This window comes from Streptomyces sp. MB09-02B (assembly GCF_033794485.1).
GTDB lineage: Bacteria > Actinomycetota > Actinomycetes > Streptomycetales > Streptomycetaceae > Streptomyces.
In genome coordinates this window covers 1-17935 of sequence record NZ_JARGEE010000178.1, presented here as the reverse complement: position 1 = coordinate 17935, position 17935 = coordinate 1, and the positions used below count along the sequence as shown (strand labels likewise).

The following is a 17935-nucleotide window of genomic DNA, read 5'->3' as shown; positions in this document are numbered from 1 at the left end:
CCCCCACAACCGCCCTCCCCTCAACCGGTCGCGGCCCCGAACCAGCGGGCGAGTGCGTCGAGCAGGTCCCGCTGGTCCTCGCCGGCCCATGCCACGTGGCCGTCGGGCCGCAGGAGGACCGCGGGCGCGTCCAGGTCCTCGGCGGAGTCGACCACGTGGTCGACCCGGTCCGCCCAGCCCTCCGCCGAGAGCGCCCCCGCCGGGTCGAGCAGCAGGCCGCGGCCGTCGTGCGTCAGCTCGTACAGGCGTCCCCGCTTCAGCCGCAGGTCCCGCATCCGGCGGCCGAGCAGGTCGTGACCGTCGCCGAGGTCGTAGCGGACGTCCACCCCGGTGATCATCCCGGTCACGTACCGGTTCACCTCCTCGAAGTCCATCAGCTTCGACAGCAGCTCCCGCAGCGCGGTCGGCCCCGGCGCGGACCCCAGCAGGGTGATCTGCGCACGGGTGTTGACCAGCACGCGGGCGGCGACCGGGTGCCGCTCGCCGTGGTAGGTGTCCAACAGCCCTTCCGGCGCCCAGCCGTTGACGGCGGCGGCCAGCTTCCAGCCCAGGTTGAAGGCGTCCTGCACACCGAGGTTGAGTCCCTGGCCGCCGGTCGGCGGATGGATGTGCGCCGCGTCGCCGGCCAGCAGCACCCGGCCGACCCGGTAGCGCTCGGCCTGCCGGGTGGCGTCGCCGAACCGGGAGAGCCAGCGCGGTGAGTGGACACCGAAGTCGGTGCCCGCGAAGTCCCGCAGCCGCTGCCTGAACTCGTCCAGGGTCGGCGGGGCCGTACGGTCCTCGGACACCCCCTCGGCGGGTACGAGCACGCGGTAGTTCCCGTCCGCCAGAGGAGCGAGGCCGAACCGCAGCTCGGTCTTGCGCACCTCCTCGACGACCGCGGTGACCGTCGCCGGGTCCTCGGTCGCTCCCATCTCGCCCAGCAGCGTCTCGACCGTGGCGGGCTCGCCCGGGAATCCGACGCCGAGCAGCTTGCGCACCGCGCTGCGGCCCCCGTCGCAGCCGACGAGATAGCGGGCGCGCAGCCGTGTGCCGTCCGCCAGTTCCGCGGTCACCCCGTCCTCGTCCTGGTCGAGCCCGACCAGTTCGCTGCCGCGCCGGAGGTCGGTGCCGAGTTCCAGCGCGCGTTCCTGGAGGATGCGCTCGGTCACCGGCTGCGGGGTGGCCACGCCGTACGCGTGTGCTGTGTCCAGGCTCTCCGGCCAGGGCTTCATGATGCCGCCGAAGAGGCCGCCGACCCGGAACTTGTCACTGACCGCGAGGAACCTCTCCAGCAGGCCGCGCTGGTCCATCACCTCGACACTGCGCGCGTGCAGGCCCTGTCCCCGGGACTCCCCGGTCGGCTCGGTCAGCCGCTCCAGTACGACCGTCCCCACACCGGCCAGTCGCAGCTCGCTCGCCAGCATCAACCCGGTCGGTCCGCCCCCGACGACGATCACGTCGATCATCTCAACCCCCATGTGCGCAGATGTGCGTCGCTTCTCGCTTCGGTCGGCGATTCTGCGGCACGGGGAGGGTCTTGCCGCAAGCCCCCCGGTGCGCTATACGTTGAGACAGGCAAGGAGGACTGGACCTCCTTGCCTTTGTCGTTCTCCTCCGGGTCCGGTGAGCCGCTCTCCTCCGGGTCTCGTGAGCCGCTCTCCTCCGGTTCGCGTGACGGCCCGGGGCGTGCCCACAATGGCGCTGTGCCGGGAACGGAGCGTGCGATGTTCTCCCGGACCGCACGCGGCCCGGGAGCACCGTCAGTCGCTCAGACGCCGCCGCAGGAGTTCCTTGCCGAGGTCGGCGCCCTTGCGGCTGTGGGCCTGTGCCTTGCGGAACAGCTCGATCACCTCGGTGTCCTTCTCCCGCTCCGCGTCCTCGATGTACGACTCCAGGCGCAGCGCGTTGTTGAGGCAGGCCTCCACGTACCAGATCAGGTTGTAGTCCTTGTCGGCGGTACCGGTCACGCGGCCCGTCTCGGCGGTGCTGGTCACGTTCTCCTCCTCCGTGTCACGGACTGGGGGCCCGCGCCTGTCCGGCGCGGCTCCCGAAGCGCGGCACGGGTACCCGGGCCACCGCCGCGTACACGGCCACGGCCCGCACACCGTCCGGTGAGGTGTCCCGGCGTCGTCCGAGGGCACACGGCTCTCACCACCTAGGGCAGAAGGGCCGGATGACGTGCGTACCGTCGGTGTGGAAGAGGAACTCCTCCTGGTCGACCCGGAGACCGGGGAGCCGCAGGCGCGGGCCGCGGCAGTGCTCGCGCGGGCCGCGCTGGAGGGCTCGGGCCAGGACGTGTTCGAGAAGGAGCTGCACGACGAGCAGGTGGAGTTCGCGACCCACCCGCAGTCGTCGATGGCCGATCTGGGGGCCGAGATCGTCCGCTGCCGCAAGGACGCGGCCCGCCATGCCGAGGGGCTCGGCAGCGCGGTCGTCGCGCTGGCGACGTCTCCGCTGCCGGTGAGTCCGACGATCACCGTGAACAGCCGGTACCGGTGGATGGCGCGGGAGTTCGGTCTGCACACGCAGGTGCAGCTGGTCTGCGGCTGCCATGTCCATGTGTCCGTCGAGTCCGACGACGAGGGCGTGGCCGTCCTGGACCGCATGCGGCCGTGGCTGTCCGTGCTGACGGCCCTGAGCGCCAACTCCCCCTTTTGGCAGGGCCACGACAGCAGGTACGCCAGCTACCGCAGCCAGGTCTGGGACATGTGGCCGATGGCCGGGCCGACGGATGTCTTCGGCTCGGCGGAGCGGTACCACCAGTGCGTCACGGACCTGATCGCCACGGGAGTCGTACGCGACGAGGGCATGATCTACTTCGACGCGCGGCTGTCCCAGCGGTACCCGACCGTCGAGATACGGGTCGCTGACGTCTGTCTGCACCCCGACACGGCGGTCCTGGTCGCGGCCCTCGCCCGGGGGCTCGTGGAGACCGCGGCCCGTGAGTGGCGGGCCGGTGTGGAGCCGCTCCCGCACAGTGCGGGACTGCTGCGGCTGGCCACGTGGCGGGCCGCCCGCTCCGGGATCTCCGAGAACCTCCTCGACCCGGTCACGATGCGGCCCCGGCCCGCCCACGACGTGATCCGCTCGCTGCTCGACCACGTCGAGGAGGCCCTCGTCGACCACGGGGACGCCGACCTGGCCCGGGACGCCGTCGCCGAGCTGACGGGGCGCGGCAACGGGGCCCGGGTGCAGCGCGAGGTGATGGCCCGGACGGGGAGCCTGCGCGAGGTCGTCGCGGCCTGCGTACGGCACACCCAGGCCTGACCCAGGCGCCTCCGGCCGCTCCGGCAGCTCCGCGGGCCCCTGGCGACCGTCGGCGCGGGGACCCGCGCACCCGCTCCCACCTGCGGTCCAGGACCTCGTGCGCGTAGGTCGTCGAGGACGGGGTAATGCGTGCAGCACACACGGCGGAAGCGTCCGTCGACGTCTACGACCGTTCCGTCCGCGACGGAACCGGAGGAGCCCGAACATGAGCGCGTGGAGCCCGGATCACACCGAACGGCGGCCGCCGGGCCCGGCGGTGCGGTCACCGGAGGGGCTGCCCGACCTCGTGGACGCCGGTATGTACGTGGTGGACGACAACGGCCTGGTCGTAGCGGTGAACCCCCGGGCCGAGGAGTTGCTCCGCCGCACGGCCGGCGAACTCGTCGGACAGGACGCCGACGAGCTGCTGCACCGGGACCGGCTGGGGCACACGGTGCCGCGGGCGGCGTGCGCGATGATGCGCGCCTTCCTCAGTGGCCGCACCGGCGGCGGGGACCGGGAGTGGTTCCTGCGCGGCGACGGCACGCTGCTGCCGGTGACCTGGCTGGTCACCCCGTGTCGGCTCGAAGGGTCCGCGACCGGCGCGATGGTCCTCTTCCACGAGTACGCCCCGGAGACGAACGTCCCGCAGACCGACGCCGCCGTCCCGGACGGCAAGTCGCCGGCGCTGTCCCAGCTGGACCGGCTGGCGCTGCTCGCCGAGACGACAACCCGGCTGAGCTCGACCCTGGACGCCGAGGAGGCGGTCGCCCGCCTGGTGCGGCTGGTGGTGCCACGGCTTGCGGACTGGGCCATCGTGGACCTGATCACCGAGAGCGACGACGTCTGGCGGACCACGGTGGCGACCCACCGCGACGGCGTGGTGGTGCGGCGCGAGGAGCTGGAGGGCCCGCTCCCGCCGGTGCACGAGGAATCGCTCATGCCGCTGTCCCGGGCGCTGCGCGGGGCGGCCTCGACCCTCGCCGGGCCGGAGACCTACCAGGGGCCGGCGGACTCGGGGATCACGGTCGCCCAGCAGAGGCTGTTCAAGGAGGCAGGGCTGCGCTCTGCGGCCATCGCGCCCATCCGGGGACCGCGCGCCGTGCTCGGCGCTCTCACGCTCGGCCTGAGCGAGCGGCCGGGGGCCTTCACCGACGCCGAGCTGTCCCTGTTGGACGACATCGCCCGCCGGGCCGGGCTGGCGCTGGAGAACGCGCGCCTGTACCAACGGCAGCGGCACATCGCGGAGACCATGCAGCGCCATCTGCTGCCGCAGATGCCGGAGGTGCCGGGGCTGCGGATGGCCGCGCGCTACGAGTCGGCGTCGAAGTCCGCACAGGTCGGCGGCGACTGGTACGACGCGTTCTCGCTGGCCGACGGGTCCACGGCGGTGGCCATCGGGGACGTCGTCGGACACAACATCGACGCGGCGGCCGGGATGGCGCAGGTCCGCAACATGCTCCGGGCCTACGCGTGGGCGCTGGAGGAGCCGCCGAGCTCGATCGTGGAGCGGCTGGACCGGGCCGTGGTGAACGTGACCGAGGCGTCCATGGCGACGCTGATCTTCGGCCGGGTCGAGCGCGACGACGACACGTGGGCCCTGCGGTGGACCAACGCGGGGCATCCGCCGCCGCTGCTGATCACCCACGACGGCAGGTCCCTGTTCCTGGACGAGGAGCACGACCACCTGCTCGGTACGGGACTGGTCCGAGCCCGCACCGACACACTCACCCCTCTGCCGCCGAAGTCCACGCTGGTGCTGTACACGGACGGTCTGATCGAGTCCCCGGGGCACACCCTCGACCGGGGCCTGGCCCGGCTGCGCCAGCACGCGGCGGCCCTCGTCCACCGGCCCCTGCACGTCTTCTGCGACCTGCTGCTGGAGCGCGCCCGCCCCGTCGACAACGACGACGACGTGGCCCTGCTGGTCTTCCGGACACCCGACGAGGACGGTGAGGCGGGTGACCGGTAGAGCGCCGACACCGGCCGGGGACTCCGGAAGACCACGGTCTTCCCCAAGACCCCACACATCCCTACGCTTTCGCACGCGTAGCAGCTCTCCGCACGGGAAACACGAGCGTCGGAGGGGAACGCGCCATCGCGTCCGCCTCAAGCAGCCGAGCCGGGGACGACGAGATGTCAACAGAGCCACGTAGGGACGACAAACTGCCTGCCGAGGAGATTTACGACAGCCACGCCGCCTTCGACGGAGAACTCGGCGACGTGACGGGGGCGCGTACAGCCGCGGAGGGGTTCCTGGGCGTCCTCTCACGCACCTCACCGCCGGCGGCTGTCGAGCACTGGGACGACATCCTGCTGGTGGTCACGGAGCTGGCCGCCAACGCGGTTCAGTACGCGCCGGGGCGGTTCGAGCTGACGATGCGGCGCACCCTGGACGGGGTGCACGTGACGCTCGGGGACACGAGCACGACGTCGCCCGCACCACGCCCCTTCAGTCCCAGCAAGGGCGGCGGCGGTATCGGCTGGTATCTGATCCAGACGCTGTGCGAGGAAGTGAGCGTGGTCGTGCACGACCACGGCAAGGACGTCCACGTGTTCCTGCCGTGGTGAGGCCTCAGGCCAGTGGCACCGGGGTGAGGCCTCAGGCCAGCGGCACCAGCACGCTGATGGTCTTGCCGCCTGACGCGCGGCGCACGACGTCGACCTTGCTGGAGAGGCGGTTGATCAGCGGCCAGCCGTAGCCGTTGCCCTCGTGGGCGCGGGGCAGCGCGCCGGGCCCGTGGAGACCCACGGGCACGGCGGCGCTGTGGTCGCGCACGCTGAGCCGCACGCCCTCGGCGGTGAGGGCGACGTCGAACCCGGCGATACCGCCGCCGTGCCGGACCGCGTTGGTGACCAGTTCTGACACGACGAGAATGAGATCGATCATCGACTGCTCGGTCGGTGGCCCCGCCGAGGAACGCCACCGCTCCCCCACGAACGCCCGCACATGGCGGCGGGCCGCCGCGGCGGTGGTGATCGCGACCGGCGTCCGCGCCGGTCGGGCGTCAGACCCTTCCGCCTGCGCGGGAGCGGTGTCGTGGTGCACGAGCGGGCGGCGTTCCATCGATGTCATGGCATGTTCGGGGTCGGCGACTCGGGACAGCTGGGTTCGTCACTGTTCATGAAGCGCCGCATACCCGCTCCCGCCCGGACCATGGCTGCCGGGATCTCCCGGGAGTGTCGTCCCGGTCCCGCACAGCTCCGCGGTCGCGGTCGCCTGCGCGGCGGCGAGCTGGGCGCGTGCCGCGTCCAGGGCCCGGCGGACGTCGCGGGTGCCCGTGGACACGCACAACGTGTACGCCAGGTCCTGCGCGCGGCGAGCGCTCTGCGGATCGCCTCGCTCGCCCCCGTGGGCGACGACCGACTCGTACTCCTCGACGAGCCGGCGCAGGGTCGCGGGGTGGGGCATCAGCATCTGTTCAGCTCCTGGGGGTCGTCAGACGGTGGGCGTGGTGCGGCCGAGGGCCTCTTCGCGGACGCGCGCGCAGCTGCGGCTGATGAGGCGGGAGACGTGCATCTGCGAGATGCCGAGGCGGTCGGCGATGCGGTTCTGGGTCATGTCCTCGAAGAAGCGCATGTAGAGGATGGCCCGCTCACGTTCGGGCAGTCGGCGCAGCCCTTCCTTGACCGACTCGCGGTCCACGACGGTGTCGTACGCCGCGTCGGGGGCGCCGAGGGTGTCGGCGAGGCTGTAGCCGTCGTCGCCGGAGGCCATCTCGGCGTCCAGCGAGAGGGCGCTGAAGCTGTCGAGCGCCTCCATCCCGGCGTGGACCTCCTCCTCCGTGAGGCCCGCGAGGGCGGCGATGTCGGCGACAGAGGGCTCGGCGGCGCCGCCGGAGGTCTGGCTGAGTTCGCGCCGTGCCACGCGCACCTTGTTGCGGAGGTCCTGCACCCGCCGGGGGACGCGCAGCGTCCACATCCGGTCACGGAAGTGCCTCTTGATCTCTCCGGTGATGGTGGGCACGGCGTAGCTCTCGAACGCCCCCCGTTCGGGCTCGTAGCGGTCCACCGCCTTGACCAGGCCCATCGCCGCGACCTGGCGCAGATCCTCCAACGACTCGCCGCGGTTGCGGAAGCGGCCGGCGATGCGGTGCGCCATGGGCAGCCAAGCCCGGACGAGTTCGTCGCGGACGTGGTCGCGTTCGGGTCCCGCGTCCATCGCCGCGAGCCGGGCGAAGGCGGTGGCGGTGTCGGGGGCGTCGTCGTGCGTCCTCCTGTCGGGGGTACCGGGACGGACGGAGGTGCCTGAACCGTTTGCGGACACATTGACCAGCATGGGAAATCGCTCCTGAACGACGCTTTCAGGGACTTGCGGCGGGAAACGGTGGCGGGCGACCGGGGCCCTTGCGCGGAACACCGCTTCCGCCTGGGTGCCTCCTGCACGGAGGCGTGGAACTCCGATTGCCCCGCGACCCGGACGGCAAACAACGGTGCGCGCATTCCCCGTGACGGATCGCCAGCTCCGTGATCCCCGTCACCCGGATCGGCGGCGACTTCCGGCCAGAGTGGGGAGCGCCACGGTCCCTTTCCCGATTCAGGGGGACTGACTCGCCGTTCGCGGGGCAAGCGTGGGATGGCAACAAGGCTTCGGGCGAGAGGGGTGGACAGCATGGCAGCCGTGACGGCAGGTACAACGGCCACGGCACGGGGGAGGGTCATGACGGACGGGGTGGACCTGCCCCTGATCGAGGACCCGTCACAGGTGAGGCCCAAGGACGCGCGGGAGATGTCCCGGCAGTTCTTCGACCGGCTGGCCATGTTGGACGAGGGCACCCACACCTATCAGTACGTACGCAACACGCTCATCGAGATGAATCTCTCGCTGGTGCGGTACGCGGCCTCGCGCTTCCGTGGGCGCGAGGACTCCCTGGAGGACATCGTCCAGGTCGGGACCATCGGGCTGATCAAGGCCATCGACCGGTTCGAGCTGTCCCGGGAGGTGGAGTTCACCACGTTCGCCGTGCCGTACATCGTCGGCGAGATCAAGCGGTTCTTCCGGGACACCAGCTGGGCGGTGCATGTGCCGCGGCGGTTGCAGGAGGCGCGGGTGGAGCTGGCCCGCGCGACGGACGAACTGCAGTCCCGGCTGGGCCGGATGCCGACGACGCGTGAGCTGTCGGAGCTGATGTCGCTGTCCGAGGAGGAGGTCATCGAGGCGCGCAAGGCGTCCAACGGCTACAACACCTCCTCGCTGGACGCGGCGCTCACCTCCGACAGCGGCGAGGACGGCGACACCGTGCTCGGCGACCTCATCGGCGAGGAGGACCACGCGCTGCAACTCGTGGAGGACTTCCACTCGCTGGCGCCGCTGATCGCCGAACTCGACGACCGTGAGCGGCGGATCCTGCACCTGCGGTTCGTGGAGGAACAGACCCAGTCGCAGATCGCCGAGCAGCTCGGGGTGTCCCAGATGCATGTGTCCCGGCTGATCAGCCGCATCATCAAGCGGCTGCGCGCGGGCCTTCTGGAACCGGGAGTCGCCTGATCGGGGCCCGTGTGCCCGCACGATTCGCGGGTATGCGCACGGGCGCATCGCCGGTCGATGCGTCGAATCCGTGAACCGGGGCGCCCGCCCCGGTCGGTAACCCCTTGGAGGCTCTCGTGTCCGTTGCCCACAACCCCCTGTCGATCAAGGTCGATCTGCCCCGGGCCGACGCCGTGCTGCTCACGATCGAAGGGGAACTGGACATCGACACGGCGACCGAGCTGCAGCATCATCTGGCGAACCAACTGCGGCACGGCCGACGGCATTTCCTGCTGGACGTGTCGGCCGTACCCTTCATGGACTCGTCCGGCATGAACATCATCCTGCGGACGTACCAGGAGGTGCGGAAGATCCCGGGCGGTGTGTATGTGATCGCCCCGGCTCCGGCCGTACGACGGATACTCGACCTCACCGGTGTGAGCCTCACCGTGACCACGGTGGACAGCGTGGACGAGGCGCTGGCCGCCGTGGACTCCGGGCAGGTCGCCCCGCTTCCGGACGAGCCGCCCGCGCGGGAATAGCCGTCGCCCCCAATACGCCGACGAGCAGCGCCGCTTGGCATCATCCGCCGACGCGGCGGCACACACCCATGGCCAATGGTTGTCGTTTGACAACTATATCCGGAAGGCAACAGAGTGAAGGCGGGGGCCGAGAGTGTGGGAAGGGTTGGAATGAGGCTGTCGAACCGGAACCGGGTCGGCGGCGGTCAGGCGCTCCGCGCGTCCGTGGCGTCGCCCTCGTGGATCTGCGCCGCCGCGGCGTCGCAGAACGCCTCCAGCCCTTCCACCAGCGCGGTTCGTTTCGCGGTCGGCATCTGCTCCAGCACGGACCGCAGGGCGCGTTCGCGTCGGGCGCGCAGGTCCACGAGGTACGACCGCCCGCGCCGGCTCAGCCGCAGACACAGCTCGCGCCTGCTGGCCGTACTGGCGTGGCGCTCGACGAAGCCCACCGCCTCCAGCCGGTCGCAGAGCCGGCTGGTGGAGGGCGGTGTGGAGCCGAGGGCGTGGGCGAGCATCCGCAGGTTGATCCCGTCGTTGTGCTCCAGGATGAACAGCACGCGGAGCTGGGAGGCGGACACCGGTGCCGTCGAGGCGCGTCCCCACACGACCTCCAACAGCTCCGCCGCCTCGGAGGTCACACGCGCCACCTCGTCCGGCCGCGGGTTGGAGGAGGAAGTCACAGGCCCACTCTTCCAGGCATCTCGAACACTGTCAGCTCTGGCAAGAATGGCGTATCCGACATCGTGAACAGATTCGTGGCAGCCGAACGAGCCCTTCGCTCCGCTGCTCCGCACCACCTGGTGGACGCTCTGGGCGACGTACTGGCCGACGCCTGGTCGGCCCGGGACGTCGAGCTCTACCTGGCCGACTACTCGCTCACCACGCTCCGGCCGGCGTCCACCCGCCCGGACCCACCGGACTCCCTGCCCATGCACGACGGCCCGGCCGGCCGGGCGTTCGGGTCGCAGGAGCCGTACGTGGAGAAACGTGGTGACAACCGGGTGCGGCTCCATCTGCCGGTCACCGTGCGCGGTGACCGGCTGGGTGTGCTGCGGCTGACGCTGCCGTCCGCCGCGCAGGCCGAGGAGTGCCTCGCCGAACTGACCGAGCTCGCCCAGGTGCTGGGACACGAGCTGATCGTCGCGGAACGGGACACCGACGTGTACCTCCGCGCACGCCGCTCCAGCCGGCTGACGCTGGCCGCCGAGATGCAGTGGCAGCTGCTGCCGGGCCGCTCCTCCACCCGGTCCGAGTACGCGCTCGGCGGCCAACTGGAGCCCGCCTACGCCATCTTCGGCGACAACTTCGACTGGTCCGCCGACGCCGACCACCTGATGCTGTACGTCACCAACGGCATGGGCGAGGGCATCGAGGCCTCCCTGCTGACCCAGCTGGGGATCAACGCGCTGCGCAACGCCCGCCGGGCCGGCGCCCCCATCGCCGAGCAGGCGGCCCTCGCCGACCAGGCCGTGCACGCCCAGTACGGCGGGGCCCAGCACCTGTCGGTGCTCCTGCTGGACCTGAACCTCGCCACCGGACACCTGGAGATCGTCGACGCGGGCTCGCCCCGGATGCTGCTGCTGCGCGACCGGAGCGTCACCGCCGTCGAAATGGAGGCACAGCTGCCGCTGGGCATGTTCGAGGAAACCGAGTACACCGCTCAGCGGTTGCGGCTCGAACCGGGCGACCGGCTGGTCTTCGTCAGCGACGGTGTCTACTCCGTCGCCACACCCGCCGGGGAGGCGTACGGGGACCGGGCGCTGGCCCGCGCCATCAGCGCCACCCGGCTGCTGCCCGCCGCCGACGTCCCCGGCGCGGTGCTCAGGGAGCTCTCAGGTCACCGCGGCACCACCGTGGCGGACGACGACGCGCTCGTGGTCTGTCTCGACTGGTTCGGCCGAGGGGGTGCCGGCCGGACCGACCGATGAATCAGCCCAGCAGTCGTTCCCCGGAGCGGGGAGGCGCTACAGCACGTGAGGAGACACCGTGCCGGAACAGGACACGGCAGGCCAGCAGTTGACACCGTCGCAGGAGGTGGCGCGGTTCCTGCGCGACCGCCAGGAACAGATCGCCCAGCGCTGGGCCGACGCCGCGCTGTTCCGCACCGTCTTCACCCACTCCCGCGACGAGGCGGTGGAGGCGGGCCGTTCCGTGGTGGACGCGCTCGCCGCCGTGGCCGCCTCGGACAGCGTGGAGGACGCGGAGTCCGGCGGCTTCCAGGTCGTCCGTGAGCAGTTGGCGCGGACGGCCGCCGCCCGGGCGCGGGCGGGCTCCACTGTGACCCAGATCTCCTCCGAGGTGGACGCGCTGCGGCCGCCCGTGACCGAGCTGCTGCTGGCCGAGTTCGCCGCGGCGCCCGCGGCGCACCTGCGGGAGTGCACCACGACCCTGACGGTGCTGATGGGCACCCTGCGCCTGGTGGTGCTGGAAACGGCGCTCAACGAGGGCGAGGAGCTCATCCACCGGCAGCGGCTGCAGCTGATGGAGGTCGCCACCCCGGTGATCAAACTGTGGGAGGGCATCGTCGCCGTCCCGCTGATCGGCACGCTGGACAGCGCGCGCAGCCAGGTGGTGATGGAGCGGCTCCTCGACTCCATCGTCGAGCAGCACGCCCGGTTCGCCATCCTGGACATCACCGGCGTGCCGACCGTGGATTCGCTGGTGGCCCAGCACCTGATGAAGACCGTGGCGGCGGCACGGCTGATGGGGGCGGAGTGCATCGTCTCCGGAATCCGGCCGCCGATCGCGCAGACCATCGTCCACCTGGGCATCGACCTCAGCTCGGTGATGACCCGCACGGGTCTGGCGGACGCCCTGGCCTACGCGCTCGGGCAGCTGGGCACGGACATCGTGTCCCGCGACGGCGCCGGTTCGGGGCCCAGGTGAGCGGCGATCTCTTCGCCGCGTACGGCGGCCCGTCCGCGTACGGGGCGCCCGTCCCCGTGCTCAAACTCGGCCATGTCCTCCTGGTGTCGCTCCAGGGCGATCTGCACGACGGGGCGGCGGAGCAGCTCCAGCAGGACATCAGCGACACGGTCGCGCGCAGCGGTGCCACGGGCGTGGTGATCGACCTCTCCGGTGTGGAGATGGTCGACTCCTTCCTCGGCCGGGTGCTCGGCGACATCGCCGCCCAGACGAGTCTGCTCGCCGCCGGGACGGTCGTCGCCGGGATGCGTCCGGCCGTGGCGATCACGCTGGTGGAGCTGGGTCTGACCCTGCCGGGGCTGCGCACCGCGCTCAGCACCGAGGACGCGCTGCGCCTCCTCGGCGAAACGGACCCGACCTTCCCCCGCCGCGTCCACGCCCGCCAGGAGAGTCCGTGATGCAGACCGCCGGCGGCATCTCCGCCTGCCTGCCGATCCACTCGGATCTCGATCTGGTGTGGGTGCGTCAGCATGTGCGGCAGGCGGCCGCCCAGCTCGGCTTCGGCCTGGTCGACCAGACCAAACTGGTCACCGCGGCGAGCGAGCTGGCCCGCAACACCCTGGTCCACGGCGGCGGGGGCCAGATGGAGTGCGAGCCCGTGGACAAGGGCGGCGCACGAGGACTGCGGCTGACGTTCAGCGACGAGGGACCCGGTATCGCCGACCTCGACCAGGCCCTCCTCGACGGCTACACCTCCGGCGAGGGGCTGGGGATGGGGCTGGGCGGCGCCCGGCGGCTGGTCCACGAGTTCGCGATCGACAGCCGGCCCGGCTCGGGCACCTCGGTGACGGTGACGTCCTGGCTTTCGGGTGCGCCGCGCCCGCGCGAGGAGCGCTGATGCCACGCGTCTGGGAGGTTCCGGTGCACGACTCGACCCGGGTGCGCGACGCCCGGGTGGCCGCCGAGGCGGCCGCGGCGCGGGCCGGGCTGGACGAGGGCCGCGCCGCCGGCTGTGCGCTGGTGGCCACCGAGCTGGCGACGAATCTGCTCAAGCACGCCGGGGGCGGGCTGATACTGCTGGACGTCGTCTCCCGCCCCGACCCGGACCGGGCGGACGGTGCGGCGCCCCTGGTGCAGATCGTGGCGATCGACCACGGGCCGGGGGTGCGCGACATCGCGGGCGCGCTGCGCGACGGTTTCTCGACGACGTCGTCGCTCGGCGCGGGCCTCGGCACCTGCCGCCGGGTCGCCGACGACTTCGACCTGCACAGCACGGTGGGCCGGGGCACCATCGCCCTGGCCCGGCTCGGTGCCCGGCCGGGGCGCCGGGCGGGTCGGGCCCACTCCCCCGCCCCCTCCGTGCGGGCCGGAGGCGTCAACGTCCCCTTCGCCGGGGCGGAGTTCAGCGGCGACGCCTGGGCATGGGTGCGGACGGGCGACCTCACCACGCTGATGCTGGCCGACGGGCTGGGCCACGGCCTGGCGGCGGCCCGGGCCTCCTCGGCGGCCGTGGAACAGCTGTACCGGGCTCCCGAGCTGCCTCCGGCCCAGCTGCTGCGGAGGCTGGACGGCGCGCTGCGCGACACCCGGGGCGCGGCCGTCGCCGTCGCCCAACTCGACCTCGCCGCAGGCCGGTTGTTGTTCTCCGGGGTCGGCAACATCGGGGCGCGGCTGCGCACCGGCGCGGACTGGCAGCCGTTGCTGTCCCGGCCCGGCATAGTCGGCGCCCACCGGGCCGCCCGTCTTCCGCAGCACGAGGTGGACTGGGGGGACGACCGGCTGCTCGTGCTGCACAGCGACGGTCTGCCCAGCCGCTGGAGCCCGGGGCCCGCCGCCCACAGCCCCTCCCTCGACCCCGCTGTGATCGCCGCCGTGATCGTGCGCGACGCGAGCAGCCCCGCCCGGCCGGTCCGCGACGACACCACCGTCGCCGTACTGAGCCCCTCCCCGCCGGACCGCCTCCCATGACCCGTACCTGGACCGTCCGTTCCGTCACCGACGCCGCCCGGGCGCGTATCGCCACCGCGCGGCTGGCCACCGCGCACGGGGTGTCGTCGACCGACCGGGCACGGCTGGTGTCCGTGCTCTCGGCGCAGCTGCGCCAGTGCCTGACCAAGGGCGGCGCGTGGCTGCTGACGGCGCGGGCCGTCACGGCGAGACCCGGTGGCTGCCGGTTCCTGGTCGAGGTGACGTCGGCCAACCGGCGGCCGGGCGAGTACCGGCAGCCGTGGCGGCTGACGGTCGCCTGCTCGGAGGAGGTACGGCTGCCGGACAGCGAGTACGTGGCCGGTGATCCGACGACGCTCGCGGAGGCCCTGTTCGGAGCCGACGAGGACGCGGGGCTGCTGCTGGAGAAGCTCGAAGAGAAGGAGGCTCTGGTCGCGTTCCACCGCGAGGAACTGCATCAGACCAACCAGGGAGTGCTCGCCCTGCACGCCGAACTGGACGCGGCCGGGCGCGCGCAGCGTGAACTGTTCGACGCCGAGCAGAAGGCCCGCAGGGAGGCCGAGAACGCACGCGGCCGGCTCACCCTCCTCGCCGACGCCAGCGCCGCCCTGACCGCGTCCCTCAACCCGGACGCGATCGTGCGGCTGCTGCCGTCCCTGCTGGTGCCCCGGTACGCCGGCAGCGCCGACGTCTGGGTCTTCGACGAGGAGGGCGAGGTGGCCGGTGGCGGCCCGCGCCCGGCCGCCGCCGTCGTCTCCGCGCGCCGCGGGCGTCCCCAGTACGCCGCCGACCATCCCGGCGAGCTGCCCGGGGTCGACGACCAGCCGCCCTCGGCGCTCGACCCCACCCGGCCGTTGCTGTGCGTGCCCCTGATGACGCGGGGCGCGCCCCTGGGCGTGCTGACGCTGTCGCCGCCCGACGGCGAGCGGTGGGACGCCGACGACGCCTTCATGCTGATCGAGCTGGCCCGGCGGGCGGGGGTCGCACTGGAGAACGCCCGGCGCTTCGAGCACAACCGCGACATCGCCGAGACCCTGCAACGGGCCCTGCTCACCGACCTGCCCACCACGCCGGGCCTGCGACTGGCGGCGCGCTATCTGCCGGCCACGCGGGGCCTGAACATCGGCGGCGACTGGTACGACGCCTTCCGGCAGCCCGACGGCAGTCTGATCACCGTGATCGGTGACGTCACCGGACACGGTCTGCACGCCGCGGTGATGATGAGCCAGCTGCGGACGGCGCTGCGCGCGTACGCGGTCGACGGCAAGACCCCCGGCCAGCTCCTCACCCATCTCCATCTGTTCCTGCACCATCTTCAGCCCGACCTGTACGCCACAGCCGTCATCGCCCGGTTCCACCCGCACGAACCCACGCTCACCTGGGCGGCGGCCGGCCATCCCCCGCCGGTGCTGCGCTCGCCCGAGGGGGAGGTGCGGATCCTGGACGCCAAGCCCGGCGCGATGCTCGGCATCCCCCTGCACCAGGAGATCGCCGACCACACCGAGCCGCTGCCGCCCGGCTCGACCTTGGCGCTCTACACGGACGGACTGGTGGAACGTCGTGCCCTGGGCATCGACCCGGGCATCGAACAGCTGGCGGGCGCGCTCGGCGGGCTGCCGTCCACGCTGCTGGACGAGGACCTCCAGGAGTCGGCCGACCAGTTGCTCGACCCCCTGCTGGACGAGGAGCACGAGGACGACGTCTGCCTGCTGCTCTGCCATGTGCGCCGTGCCGCGGGGCGCGTCACGGCACAGCTCAACTGACGCTTCCCCCCAGGGCCCGCAGCGCCTGCTCCACCCGATCCCGTTCCGCCGGTGGCAACGCCGCCAGGGCGTCGCCGAGCCGCGCGGACAGTCGTTCGGAGACCGCCGCGAGGAACCGTTGTCCGCGTTCCGTCACCACCAGGCGCACCTCGCGCCGGTCGTCGAGCCGGACACACCGCTGGAGCAGGTCTGCCGCTTCGAGACGGTCGCAGAGCCGGCTGGCGGTGGGCAGACCGACACCGAGCCGCTCCGCGAGGCCCGTCAGGTTCAGCTCGGGGAGCCGGCGCACCGCGCGGAGCGCCAGGATCTGTCTCGGGGACAGGCGCGGGGTGACCTCCTCCACTGCCGAGAACCAGAGCGGCACCAGGTTCTCCACCGCGTCGAGAACCTGCCGGTCGAAGTCGGCGGGGCCGGTCATGCGGGGGGCCTACCCGAAGTGCCCGGGAGTACACGGCCGTCCCCGCACACACCCCCGGCGGGACCCGGGCCGGTGTCGCTACGCCTTGTAGGCCACTCCCCCGTACACGTCCGTCGGCTCCGGGGATGTGCCCGGTTCCGGGCGCCACAGCGGGCAGGAGACGATGCCGGGTTCCAGCAGTTCCAGGCCCTCGTAGTAGGCGTGCAACTGCCGGGGGCTGCGCAGGACGTAGGGGACGGCGCCCGTGTCGTCGTAGCCGTCCTGGGCGCGCTTGAGTTCGGCGTCGGTGTCCGTGCTGTCGTAGTGGACGAAGTAGCTGCCGGACGGCAGGGCTGCCTGGAGGCGGCGGACGATCTCCTGGGCCTCCTCGTAGTCCTGGATGTGGCCGAGGATGCCCATCAGCATCAGGGCGACCGGCTTGTCGAAGTCCAGGATCTTCCCGGCCGCCTCCAGGATGGTGTCCGGGTCGTGCAGGTCGGCGTCGACGTAGTCGGTGACCCCTTCGGGGGTGCTGGTGAGCAGTGCCTGCGCGTGCCGCAGTACGAGCGGGTCGTTGTCGACGTAGACGATGCGGGACTCGGGGGCGACCTTCTGGGCGACCTGGTGGGTGTTGTCGTACGTCGGAAGGCCGGTGCCGATGTCCAGGAACTGGCGGATGCCGCGCTCGCGGGCCACGAAGGTGACCGTGCGGATGAGGTAGACGCGGGAGGCGCGGGCCATCGTCTCGATGTTGGGGGCGATCTCGCGGTAGGCGTCGCCCGCCTCACGGTCGACCTCGTAGTTGTCCTTGCCGCCCATCCAGTAGTTCCAGATACGGGCCGAGTGGGGCACCGTGGTGTCGATCTTCGACAGGGCTTCCTGATCGGGAGTGGGGTGGCCGTCTGCCATGGGAACTCTCCTGCCTCACATCGCGTGGTCGTCGCTAACCTATCGGCAACTGCACTGACTCACACCAGAGTTGGGACGAGAGGGCGGCGGGTCCGTGGACGGGGCCGCCGGGCTCGCCGACATCGAGGGTCACCACGGGTACGTGCTGGGCGAGGGTGCGGAACACCCGGGCGTACGCGGTCGCCGCCTCGGTGACCTCGGGCGTGGTCAGGTGGAGCATGGCCCCGTCGCGTTCGGCCACGGCGTCGGCGAGGTCCAGGGCCTGTATCCAGGTGACCCGGGAGCGGCCCCGGCACAGCGGGCCGTGGACCAGTTCCGCGATGAGGTTGCCGTCGACGGCCAGGCGTCCGGGGCCGGCGAGGAGTTCGCGGCAGGGCAGGGCGGGGTCCAGGTGGTGCAGGGCGGACGGCAGCCGCCGGACCTCGAACCCGAGGTCTGCCAGCTCGGCGACCAGGCGGGTCCTGCCGTGCCCTTCGTGTCCCTCGACGATCAGGGTCCGGTACCGGGTGAGTGCGGGGGCGGGGGACGGTGTCATCCCTTCCCTTCGGGTGGCACGCGGCGGATGTCGGCCTCCCGGGACCGGCGCCCGGCCCCGAGGTGCCCCCAGTCTGGGCGCGGCCGGGAGGCGACGGGAGTGCGCGCGGGGGTTGTCCGGTTGTGCGGGCGTAGTGATCCGCGCGGGCGGCGGGACGAAAAGCACGGGGCGCAGCCCCTGCTTTTCAGGAGCGCGGGGCTGTGTCGACATGCGGCTCCGCCGCGTGGGCGCGAGAAGCCCCACGCACCCGCACCCGCCGACGCACCCGAACCCCCGAGCCCTCAGGCGATGAGGAAGTCCGCC

At 72.1% G+C, this 17935-nt stretch carries 20 protein-coding genes; 11 read left to right on the top strand and 9 right to left on the bottom strand.

What is annotated here, in order from left to right; all coding sequences use genetic code 11:
• Positions 1-20 precede the first annotated feature (20 nt).
• Both rox and P1P70_RS23905 read right to left on the bottom strand, forming a co-directional pair.
• Complete coding sequence (rox, locus tag P1P70_RS23910) at positions 21-1448, bottom strand: rifampin monooxygenase (protein ID WP_319241054.1); 1428 nt, start codon at positions 1446-1448, stop codon at positions 21-23.
• A gap of 294 nt (positions 1449-1742) precedes the next feature.
• Positions 1743-1976, bottom strand: coding sequence for a hypothetical protein (locus P1P70_RS23905; RefSeq protein WP_319241052.1), 234 nt, complete (start codon positions 1974-1976; stop codon positions 1743-1745).
• A gap of 184 nt (positions 1977-2160) precedes the next feature.
• Between P1P70_RS23905 and P1P70_RS23900 the strand changes: the two genes are divergently transcribed.
• The 3 genes from P1P70_RS23900 (at position 2161) to P1P70_RS23890 (ending at position 5799) form a co-directional block, all read left to right on the top strand.
• Entirely contained in the window at positions 2161-3249 is a 1089-nt protein-coding gene (locus P1P70_RS23900; protein WP_319241050.1) for a glutamate--cysteine ligase, read from the top strand.
• Between the two features lie 205 nt (positions 3250-3454).
• Positions 3455-5200 (top strand): SpoIIE family protein phosphatase, encoded by a 1746-nt coding sequence (locus tag P1P70_RS23895; protein ID WP_319241049.1) that lies wholly within the window; start codon positions 3455-3457, stop codon positions 5198-5200.
• Positions 5201-5364: 164 nt separating this feature from the next.
• Positions 5365-5799: an ATP-binding protein gene (locus tag P1P70_RS23890; RefSeq protein WP_319241047.1), complete on the top strand. Its 435-nt coding sequence runs from the start codon at positions 5365-5367 to the stop codon at positions 5797-5799.
• A gap of 31 nt (positions 5800-5830) precedes the next feature.
• Here the strand turns inward: P1P70_RS23890 and P1P70_RS23885 are convergent, their stop codons facing one another.
• From P1P70_RS23885 to P1P70_RS23875, 3 genes are read right to left on the bottom strand one after another with little or no spacing between them, the layout of a single operon-like run.
• On the bottom strand, positions 5831-6304 hold the full coding sequence (locus P1P70_RS23885; RefSeq protein ID WP_319241045.1) for an ATP-binding protein: 474 nt from the start codon (positions 6302-6304) through the stop codon (positions 5831-5833).
• Positions 6305-6343: 39 nt separating this feature from the next.
• On the bottom strand, positions 6344-6646 hold the full coding sequence (locus P1P70_RS23880) for a DUF5133 domain-containing protein (RefSeq protein ID WP_319241043.1): 303 nt from the start codon (positions 6644-6646) through the stop codon (positions 6344-6346).
• Positions 6647-6667: 21 nt separating this feature from the next.
• Positions 6668-7507 carry a SigB/SigF/SigG family RNA polymerase sigma factor gene (locus P1P70_RS23875; RefSeq protein ID WP_319241041.1) on the bottom strand — a complete coding sequence of 280 codons (840 nt, stop codon included), beginning with the start codon at positions 7505-7507 and terminating at the stop codon, positions 6668-6670.
• Between the two features lie 381 nt (positions 7508-7888).
• On the opposite strand from P1P70_RS23875, the gene P1P70_RS23870 reads away from it, so the two are divergent.
• Positions 7889-8716 (top strand): RNA polymerase sigma factor SigF, encoded by an 828-nt coding sequence (locus P1P70_RS23870; protein WP_319241039.1) that lies wholly within the window; start codon positions 7889-7891, stop codon positions 8714-8716.
• A gap of 116 nt (positions 8717-8832) precedes the next feature.
• Positions 8833-9237: an STAS domain-containing protein gene (locus tag P1P70_RS23865; protein ID WP_319241037.1), complete on the top strand. Its 405-nt coding sequence runs from the start codon at positions 8833-8835 to the stop codon at positions 9235-9237.
• A gap of 185 nt (positions 9238-9422) precedes the next feature.
• Here P1P70_RS23865 and P1P70_RS23860 read toward each other — a convergent pair whose 3' ends face one another.
• Positions 9423-9854, bottom strand: coding sequence for a MarR family winged helix-turn-helix transcriptional regulator (locus P1P70_RS23860; RefSeq protein ID WP_319241035.1), 432 nt, complete (start codon positions 9852-9854; stop codon positions 9423-9425).
• A 105-nt stretch (positions 9855-9959) separates the two neighbouring features.
• Between P1P70_RS23860 and P1P70_RS23855 the strand changes: the two genes are divergently transcribed.
• Genes P1P70_RS23855 through P1P70_RS23830 form a run of 6 tightly spaced genes read left to right on the top strand, consistent with a single transcriptional unit; the run spans position 9960 to position 15791 of the window.
• Positions 9960-11144: a PP2C family protein-serine/threonine phosphatase gene (locus tag P1P70_RS23855; protein ID WP_319241033.1), complete on the top strand. Its 1185-nt coding sequence runs from the start codon at positions 9960-9962 to the stop codon at positions 11142-11144.
• Between the two features lie 58 nt (positions 11145-11202).
• Complete coding sequence (locus tag P1P70_RS23850; protein ID WP_319241032.1) at positions 11203-12102, top strand: STAS domain-containing protein; 900 nt, start codon at positions 11203-11205, stop codon at positions 12100-12102.
• Positions 12099-12539 carry an STAS domain-containing protein gene (locus P1P70_RS23845; protein ID WP_319241030.1) on the top strand — a complete coding sequence of 147 codons (441 nt, stop codon included), beginning with the start codon at positions 12099-12101 and terminating at the stop codon, positions 12537-12539. The genes P1P70_RS23850 and P1P70_RS23845 overlap by 4 nt, the downstream gene beginning before the upstream one ends.
• Positions 12539-12979: an anti-sigma regulatory factor gene (locus P1P70_RS23840; protein ID WP_239760176.1), complete on the top strand. Its 441-nt coding sequence runs from the start codon at positions 12539-12541 to the stop codon at positions 12977-12979. The genes P1P70_RS23845 and P1P70_RS23840 overlap by 1 nt, the downstream gene beginning before the upstream one ends.
• On the top strand, positions 12979-14049 hold the full coding sequence (locus P1P70_RS23835) for an ATP-binding SpoIIE family protein phosphatase (RefSeq protein WP_319241028.1): 1071 nt from the start codon (positions 12979-12981) through the stop codon (positions 14047-14049). The genes P1P70_RS23840 and P1P70_RS23835 overlap by 1 nt, the downstream gene beginning before the upstream one ends.
• Positions 14046-15791, top strand: coding sequence for a GAF domain-containing SpoIIE family protein phosphatase (locus tag P1P70_RS23830; protein ID WP_319241026.1), 1746 nt, complete (start codon positions 14046-14048; stop codon positions 15789-15791). Before P1P70_RS23835 ends, P1P70_RS23830 begins: the two co-directional genes overlap by 4 nt.
• Here the strand turns inward: P1P70_RS23830 and P1P70_RS23825 are convergent.
• From P1P70_RS23825 to P1P70_RS23815, 3 genes are all read right to left on the bottom strand, one after another.
• Positions 15784-16209, bottom strand: coding sequence for a MarR family winged helix-turn-helix transcriptional regulator (locus tag P1P70_RS23825; protein ID WP_319241024.1), 426 nt, complete (start codon positions 16207-16209; stop codon positions 15784-15786). The two genes, P1P70_RS23830 and P1P70_RS23825, sit on opposite strands and share 8 nt — an antisense overlap.
• Positions 16210-16287: 78 nt before the next feature.
• On the bottom strand, positions 16288-17097 hold the full coding sequence (locus P1P70_RS23820; RefSeq protein ID WP_319241022.1) for an SAM-dependent methyltransferase: 810 nt from the start codon (positions 17095-17097) through the stop codon (positions 16288-16290).
• Positions 17098-17131: 34 nt separating this feature from the next.
• Positions 17132-17632 (bottom strand): hypothetical protein, encoded by a 501-nt coding sequence (locus P1P70_RS23815; protein WP_319241021.1) that lies wholly within the window; start codon positions 17630-17632, stop codon positions 17132-17134.
• Positions 17633-17935 lie beyond the last annotated feature (303 nt).